Here is a 7407-nt window from a genome sequence, read left to right as displayed (position 1 = left end):
AAGTTCAGGGCCGAATGCCTGAACACCCACTGGTTCCTGAGCCTTGACGACGCGCGGGAAAAGATGGAGGAATGGCGTAGAGACTACAACGAGGTCCGACCTCACAGCGCGATCGGCAACAGACCGCCGATTACGGCGCTTTCCGGCACATAGGGGCAATTGCCCCTATGTGCCACAACCCGGAAAATCCTCCAGCCGGGTGGCCTAAAGACGGGGAGCAGCTCACAACCCGGAAAATCCTCCAGCCGGGTGGCCTAAAGACGGGGAGCAGCTCACAACCCGGAAAATCTTCCAGCCGGGTGGCCTAAAGACGGGGAGCAGCTCACATTGAGCCGGACTCAACATCAGTTTGAGAACATTTTTGACCTCTTCCCCGTAAATAGGGCCGTTTCTAAAGTTAGGATTTTCTGTCAAACCGAGATCAGGAGATCCCTTTATGAAGCGCAAAAGATTTAGTGAAGGACAGATTATTACGATCCTGCAGGAGCATGCTGCCGGGATGAAGGTGAAGGATATTGTCCGTCAGCACGGCATTTCCGAGCAAACCTTTTACCGTTGGAAGAGCAAGTATGGTGGCATGGATGTGTCCGATGCTCGGAAGCTGAGGTCGCTGGAGGCGGAGAACACCCGGCTCAAGAAGCTTCTGGCCGATCAGATGCTCGATAACGCTGCCTTGAAGGAGTTGCTCTCAAAGGAGTGGTAAAGCCCGCAGTCAGGCGCAAACAGGTTCAGCATCTTGTCTCAGGCAAGATACTGTCTGAGCGTCGCGCCTGTGGGCTCGTCGGCATATCAAGATCGGTGGCCCAGTATAACAGCCATCGCCGCTGTGATGCGGCTCTAAGGTTGCGCCTGAAAGAACTGGCGGAGCGCTATCCCCGCTATGGCTATCTGATGCTGCATGCTTTCCTCAAACAGGAAGGTCTGGTGCAGAATGCCAAACGGACCTACCGCCTGTACACGGAAGAAGGCCTTCAGGTACGCACAAAGAAGCGGCGCAAGTTGCCGAATGTGCCACGCCAGCCGATGGCCCTACCATCGCGGCAGACAGAACGCTGGTCCCTGGATTTTGTATCAGATCAATTGGCGACAGGCCGACGCTTTCGCACTCTCAATATTGTCGATGATTACACCCGAGAATGTGTCGGGCAACTGGTGGATACATCGATCTCGGGCCAGCGCCTGGCGGCTTTCCTGGATGTGCTGGGCAATCAATATGGCCTGCCACGGGAGATTGTTCTCGACAATGGCCCCGAACTCACCAGCAAGGCCATGTTCCTGTGGGCACAGAGAACAGGGGTGAAGCTCAACTTCATCCAACCCGGCAAGCCGGTGCAGAATGCTTTCTGCGAGAGCTTCAATGGCACTTTCCGGGACAATTGCCTGAACCAGCATTGGTTCATGAGCATCAAGGAGGCCAGAACCGTCATCAATGAAGGGAGAAAGCACTATAATGAAGAACGGCCCCACAGCTCGCTCGGATATCAGCCGCCGGCGACGTTTGCCAAGCTACAGGCAGGACGCTTCCAGTCGCCTCCGGCTCCTTCCGCTAACTTGCCTGTAGCTGAGAAGGCTGTGGCATGATAACCACCAAGTTCCTAACCTAGGAAATGGCCTCAATCCGGGGGAAAGGTCAAACATTCTAGGGGAGCACGTCACAACACATCCCTAGTATTCAAGACACGGGCGCAGCTTACTGGGCTAATCCAGGCCCTAGCAGGGCGGAAATCGCGTGCTGGTCAGGTTTAACCGGGACAGGGACAAAACAAAACCGACACATTAAGAAGTCTGGCTTTCGAAAAGGCCATTGGCAACTGCAAACTGCATCAGGTCGTGGCTGTCGAACAGCAGGCCACGAATTCCTGCTGCTTCGGCGGCGAGTACGTCAATGTTTTTATCACCAACCATCAGGCTATCAGCCTTTATCACTGACCATTTCTCCATTAGGTCGAGAAGCATGCCCGGGTTTGGTTTGCGGGTTCGGTGGTTGGCTACCGCATAGGGCTCAAGGCAGCCGCTTTCATGGTAGGGCGACACTTCGAAATCGTGAATAAAGCCACCAGCATCAACGCAGGCGTTCCGGAGAGCGTCATGAAAGCGCTCCACTGCATCAAACCCAAAATAGCCACGTGCAATGCCGGACTGGTTAGTCACTACAAACACGTGCCAGCCCCGGTCACAGTAGGTACGGATAAGTTCAAGGGCACCATCGATCAGCTTCATATCCTCTACCTTGTGTGTGTAGCCCTGGTCACAATTGATGGTGCCGTCGCGGTCTAAGAACAGAGCGGGGCGTTGGGTGATTACCTCATATTGCTCCCGTGTGAGAGCTGGCTCAGCCACAAAGCACCCCTCTCCAACCACGCAGGCCACAGTGCCGGCAGCAACCAGTGCAGTCACGGTGCCCCGTTCGAACGAACCGGCGCTTTCCGGGACTCGCGTGAGGATCGCACGGTCACAGAAATAAACACCAGTACCAATGTGGGATGATCGATGGATCGGATTATCTGTGTCGATAAGCCCAGTAACCTTGCCATCTAAAACAGACGCGTAACTGAATCGGCTCCGGCCCATGCCAGCCTTCAGCGCCATAGTAACCATTATCCCTTCAGTATGGCGCTGAACGGCTTCCAGGGCCCGGTAGTTGAAATCAAAAAAACAATCACCGTGCACGAGCAGGAACTGATCATTCAAAAAGCCCGCTGCATTGCGGAGCGCGTCACTGTCAACTTGACCCTCAGCCAAAATGATCGTGCATCGCCTCGTTGAAATGCACTGTGGTAATTCTGCTTGGCTAGTCAGGAGAATAATATCCTCAAAGCCCTGGCGAATAAGTTCATTGATATGTAGATTCAATAGCTGCGTATGCAGCACTGCATCCTTGTTGCAGAGCAGAATAACCGCCTGCCGACATCTTACCGGAGTGTTCATCCGACCTTTCCTCTTACGGCATGATCGAGAGCCGTAATGGCGCCAACAATATGATATAGCGAGCTAGCGGGGGCATCCTCCTGCGTGACCGTTCCGTCGAATGCGATCCAGTCGTGCCAGAGGCCCGGCATCGGCGCGCTCAGATAGCGCCACAGACCGGCGACAGCCTGAAGTGCGTGAGCTTCATAAAGCGAGCGATTTTCCGGGTGTCGGGTGGCCATCATCAGTGCCGCCCGCAGCCTCTCAGTATAAGGCCAACAGCGAGCGTCCGACTTTACTACACTAAAGCTTGTATCTATTTCGCTATGGATATGTATGCCATTTGGCCCCACACCATGATCAGTTGCCAGAGCATATAGGCGGTCAATGGCACCAGCAAGGGTTGGAGCTGCATCAGGCCGCGCCTTGCAATAGAGGTCCAGGAGTGTCGCCCACTCGAACTGGTGTCCGGGCTCCAGTATCCGACCGCGTTTACCGGCAACTGGTTCCCAACTTTCGTCAAAATATTCCCGAATCCCCCCGCTTACAGGATCAATGAGTTTGTGTGCGGCAAGCCGCACGAGCTCTTCTGCCATTTCTAACCAGACCGGCTCATCGCTGACGGTGCTCCAAACTAGCATCGCTTCCAGATAGTGCATATGCGGATTGGCCAGCATACCATCTGTGCCCCTGTCATTTTCGTGGAAGCCGTAGGCAGGGTGTTTGCGTCGATGCGTTAGGTAGTCCAACAGGTCGTTTGCGTAGCCGACGGCCTCGCGCTTACCGGTGGCTTTGTAATAATGGGCGAGGGCGAACAGCACGAAGGCCTGATCGTAGTTGTTGCGGCTATCATCCTGATGGCGCCCATCCAAGCTTATATAATAGCAGTAGGATCCATCCGGGCGTCTACAGGCTGAAGTAAGGAATTCATAGACAATATCGGCTTCCACACGCCATCTGTTAGTTCCAGCGAGGCGTCCGGCTTCGAGGAGGGCGTAGATTTGCCTCGCCTGCACGCGGGTGCGCTTGACGCTGCCAGTAGGCTGAAGGGTGAATGACAAACGGTCGAACGCGCCGCCATTGACCCTATCGATACCCTTAATACACCAAAGCGGGCACGCATCCTCGAAGAGCCAATGCCTCAGAGGCTGGAGGGCCGCGGCAATATCGGTTTGATCAGGCATGAAGCTGGCCTCGTCTCTACTCACTTAATAAGGTGTCAAAGTAGCGGATCGTTGCCTTAAGGCCTTCATCAAGCGACACACTAGGTTGCCAGTTTAGAATGGAGCGAGCACGGGAAAGGTCCGGTTGGCGCTGCTGCGGGTCATCGCCGGGCAGTGGCTTGAAAATTAATTCAGACCCAGACCCCGAAAGATCGATTACACGATCAGCCAATTCTCGAATTGTAAACTCGCCCGTGTTGCCCAGATTGATGGGGCCCGTAACCTCATCGTCCGTGGCCATCAGGCGCACAAAGCCCTCAATTAGATCGCTCACAAAACAGAAGGAGCGTGTCTGGGACCCATCACCATATATGGTGATGGGTAGCCCTTGCAGGGCTTGTACTATGAAGTTCGAAACAACACGACCGTCGTTGGGATGCATACGTGGGCCGTACGTGTTAAAAATGCGTGCCACTTTGATGTGCAACTGGTGCTGTCTGTGGTAGTCGAAGAACAGCGTTTCAGCGCATCGTTTGCCCTCATCGTAACAGGAGCGTATGCCGATAGGGTTAACATTGCCCCAATAATCCTCCGGCTGAGGATGCACTGACGGGTCGCCATAGACTTCGCTAGTAGAAGCCTGCAAGATTCGGGCATTTAACCGTTTGGCAAGTCCCAGCATGTTGATGGCACCATGTACGCTGGTCTTCGTAGTCTGAACTGGGTCGCGTTGGTAATGAATAGGCGATGCCGGGCAAGCCAAATTATAGATTTCGTCCACTTCCACGTAAAGTGGGAACGTCACGTCATGACGCATGAGTTCGAAATTGGGGTGGTCCAGTAGATGGGCAACATTCCGGCGCGTGCCGGTGTAGAAGTTGTCAATGCACAGTACCTCATTCCCTTCGTTTAGCAGACGCTCACACAAGTGAGATCCTAGGAAGCCGGCCCCTCCCGTTATCAGGATGCGACGGTTAGTATGCATTTTCAAAATCCCCTAAAATTTCAATAAAAACCTCATGGAGACCCGCCGCGTCACCTTACGCTCTAAAACTACAAAAGCCGTAGAGCTATGTCGGATAATGGTGCAGTGGATCTCATACTGGCCCTAGATACCGAGCATTCTAGACAGTTCTCCTGAATGACGGCTAGCGTTTTTTACCCCATATGATGCTTTCAAAACCATAGTAGGCCCATGTTCCGGGTAATACTCTGTTAAGTAGTCTTGATGCGGGCTCAAGAAAGAAGCCAATACAATATAATGCACTGGGTCTGTATTGTTCGACAGAGAATACTATGTCAACATTATTTGATTTTAACAAATTCAATACTTTATTGTAATTTGGTGGAGGCAATTTATGAGTGCCATCGTCACGATAATTTAGGCTCCCTTTTCGAGAGGGAAAGCTGAGCGTAGCGCTAGCTGGAAATGCTATAAACAAGCGCCCCCCGGATCGAAGTGCTTCAGCCATTGCAACAAGTGTACCGTATGGGTCTTCGCAATGCTCGAGATTGTGATTGGATATTACAGCATCGAATGACTCCGACATCTTTGCGATAGCTTCTGCAAACTCGCTGGACCCAACTAATAAGTATCGTGTGTTTACCAAAGGTTTAGTTAGATTGTAGTAGCCAATGTCAACCCCCGTATAAGACACGAAGGGAAGGATATCTTTTACCCAATAGTGGGAGTCATTGCCGCAGCCGACATCAAGTAAAGAACAGTTGTCGGATAAGCACCGTAAGAAGCGCGTCTTTCCTTTTGGCTTGAGGACTGTAGATATCAGGTGTTTTATACGCATTCCCGCAATTCTCGCTTAAATGTACCTAAAAAAATATATCAGTGTCGTTGGTTGGCCTCACGAACAATTGCATACATGGATGCTTTGTGGTCCCCAGTTTGCAGTGGCATGGTCTGAATGGATAATCGTGATCCTTTGCTATCATAATTACATTTTGGATTGTAGAAAATCTCAACAAAGTCAACCGCCTCATAATGGATGTGCAGTGTCCCGGTAGGCCGTCCGCCTGAATCTCTCTTATGCGAGGAGAACTGATCCCGGTAGATTGGCAGTTTGACGGCAAAACTAAGTTACATGTTGCTTGCATTATGATGCCAGTTTCTGTTTGTCGCCCGGAGGGCAAGGCTCCGATGCGACCGAGTAAACCGCATAGGACATTTTGCCGTCAAGCGATGAATAGGCCGAACGATGTTGTGGAAGTCAGTCCGGTTATACTGAAACCAAATCAGTTTTTGAGCGGTTCATACAGCATTTTTGTACACCGCCTTCTTCAAACCTGCTAACCATTAGCTAACGCGTACCGGCTGTTGTAAATATCAGCAAATCTGAAAACTTGCGGCGAACAGAAAACTAAACCGCATGCAATCCGAGGCACTACCTCAATGTCATTGATGCGTTTTAAACAAATAATTGACCAGAAGCGCTTATATTTTCTCTTGGTAACCGCTAGTGCTGTTTTGTTGATTGTTGGATCTCTCCGATTTCTATATGAGTTAATGCTAGTATCTGGGAACTTGGTGTTAGAGGATATTAGGTCAGGGAAAGCTGTCTCAAGAGATGAACTTGCTTTACTAGAACAATCTAGGCTGAAAGCGCTTAACTTTGCTAAAAGTTCCGCAGCCTACGATGATCTAGGAGCGTCTTACTATGCACGGGTTCGCGATGCGGCTACAATTGGCGAACAAAGAATTTATGCTTTGAAAGCTATAGAGGCTTCGATGGAGAGCCTAAAACTTGCGCCCCTCAATACATTTGCTTGGTTCCGAGTAGCTACTTCGAATGTACTGCTTGGGCCAGAACATTATGAAATGGCAATTGAAGCTTGGCGCAAATCGATCTCGACAGCGAACTATGAACCTACTCTTCTAAAGCAAAGAGTTCACCTAGGGGTCATCTTGTACCAAAACATGACTACAGACGACATTGAACTGCTCAAGAACCAACTTGTGCTGGCTTACCGGACGAATAGAGAAGAATTGCGAGAGTATGGGCGGCGCCACAACCTAACAGCATGGTTTACTTTTCTTAGCGAATCTGGCAGTAGAATGGCCATATTCCTCTCTAAATGAAGTCCATTCAACGTTTCGATATTTGAATATCCAAATGGCTCTGGAGGTTTGAACCGCCTAGGGATTGCCGGCCGCTCCAACTGACCTGAGCCCCTTTGATCTACCAATCAGGCGTTGAGCTGCTCCCCGTCTTTAGGCCACCCGGCTGGAGGATTTTCCGGGTTGTGAGCTGCTCCCCGTCTTTAGGCCACCCGGCTGGAGGATTTTCCGGGTTGTGGCACATAGGGGCAATTGCCCCTATGTGCC

At 51.4% G+C, this 7407-nt stretch carries 7 protein-coding genes; 3 read left to right on the top strand and 4 right to left on the bottom strand.

Features of this window, described 5'->3' with window-relative positions:
- Positions 1-153 (top strand): integrase core domain-containing protein (locus B150_RS23120; RefSeq protein ID WP_155860148.1); only part of this gene is annotated, 153 nt, incomplete at its 5' end.
- 283 nt (positions 154-436) lie between these two features.
- Positions 437-1581, top strand: a protein-coding gene (locus B150_RS21930) for an IS3 family transposase (RefSeq protein WP_155860147.1) whose coding sequence is annotated in 2 segments (ribosomal slippage) — positions 437-695 and positions 695-1581 — 1146 coding nt in all. Because the reading frame shifts where the segments join, the coding sequence is not laid out codon by codon here.
- Between the two features lie 195 nt (positions 1582-1776).
- On the opposite strand, the gene B150_RS0118895 is transcribed toward B150_RS21930, so the two are convergent.
- The 4 genes from B150_RS0118895 to B150_RS23665 form a co-directional block, all read right to left on the bottom strand.
- The gene (locus tag B150_RS0118895; protein ID WP_081611549.1) at positions 1777-2928 is read right to left on the bottom strand and encodes an HAD-IIIA family hydrolase; all 1152 of its coding nucleotides are present in this window, start codon (positions 2926-2928) and stop codon (positions 1777-1779) included.
- Positions 2925-4091: an AGE family epimerase/isomerase gene (locus B150_RS0118890; protein WP_155860146.1), complete on the bottom strand. Its 1167-nt coding sequence runs from the start codon at positions 4089-4091 to the stop codon at positions 2925-2927. Before B150_RS0118890 ends, B150_RS0118895 begins: the two co-directional genes overlap by 4 nt.
- A 16-nt stretch (positions 4092-4107) precedes the next feature.
- The gene (locus B150_RS0118885; protein ID WP_020401517.1) at positions 4108-5055 is read right to left on the bottom strand and encodes a UDP-glucuronic acid decarboxylase family protein; all 948 of its coding nucleotides are present in this window, start codon (positions 5053-5055) and stop codon (positions 4108-4110) included.
- A 163-nt stretch (positions 5056-5218) separates the two neighbouring features.
- On the bottom strand, positions 5219-5872 hold the full coding sequence (locus B150_RS23665) for a class I SAM-dependent methyltransferase (protein ID WP_081611548.1): 654 nt from the start codon (positions 5870-5872) through the stop codon (positions 5219-5221).
- A 602-nt stretch (positions 5873-6474) separates the two neighbouring features.
- Between B150_RS23665 and B150_RS0118880 the strand changes: the two genes are divergently transcribed.
- A complete protein-coding gene (locus tag B150_RS0118880) occupies positions 6475-7161 on the top strand; it encodes a hypothetical protein (RefSeq protein WP_020401516.1) in 687 nt (228 codons plus the stop codon).
- Positions 7162-7407: the final 246 nt, after the last annotated feature.

This window comes from Kordiimonas gwangyangensis DSM 19435 = JCM 12864 (assembly GCF_000375545.1).
Taxonomy (GTDB): Bacteria; Pseudomonadota; Alphaproteobacteria; order Sphingomonadales; family Kordiimonadaceae; genus Kordiimonas; species Kordiimonas gwangyangensis.
This window is presented reverse-complemented; position numbering and strand designations above follow the sequence as displayed.